The sequence below is a fragment of the Novilysobacter erysipheiresistens genome, assembly GCF_036663935.1.
Lineage (GTDB): Bacteria > Pseudomonadota > Gammaproteobacteria > Xanthomonadales > Xanthomonadaceae > Novilysobacter > Novilysobacter erysipheiresistens.
In genome coordinates this window covers 1-481 of record NZ_JAXGFP010000028.1, presented here as the reverse complement: position 1 = coordinate 481, position 481 = coordinate 1, and the positions used below count along the sequence as shown (strand labels likewise).

Below are 481 nucleotides of genomic sequence, written 5' to 3'. Positions count from 1 at the left end.
GCTACACCAACAACGTGGCAGGTAAAGCTTGCCACGTTGTCGGCTCCGCTACGCAGGTCGGCTTAACTCAGGCGTTAGCTGTGGCGTATATGGTCGAACTGCCGTGCCCCTTCTGTGGAACCTTCCTGTCTAAGTCGTGGTGGGACTGCGTGCCCTCCAACGGTTACAGCGCAGATTTCACCTGTCGTAGCTGCGGAAAAAAGTCCTATTTCCCCGTAGGGATGCGTCTTTTAGGAGGGCTGGTGGGTTTCGCTGTCGCGCTACTCAGTTGCTACGTGGCGCTTAAGCTCGTCGGTTTCGACGAGTTGAAGTCAGGCTGGTCCATTGTCGCTCTCATTGTTTTCTTCTGCGCTGTCTATAGCATCGCTTCATCGTTGGTGTGTGCATGCAGCAACAGGCTGATCAAGAAGCTGCTTTGGTAGGCTTACACAAGCAGCTAACAATTCGTTCAAGCCGAACTTGCTTCGCTACACCAACAACA

At 53.4% G+C, this 481-nt stretch carries 1 protein-coding gene; it reads left to right on the top strand.

The window, feature by feature from the left end:
• On the top strand, positions 1-422 hold a 422-nt coding region (locus SNE34_RS14785), incomplete at its 5' end, for a hypothetical protein (protein WP_332618388.1).
• Positions 423-481 lie beyond the last annotated feature (59 nt).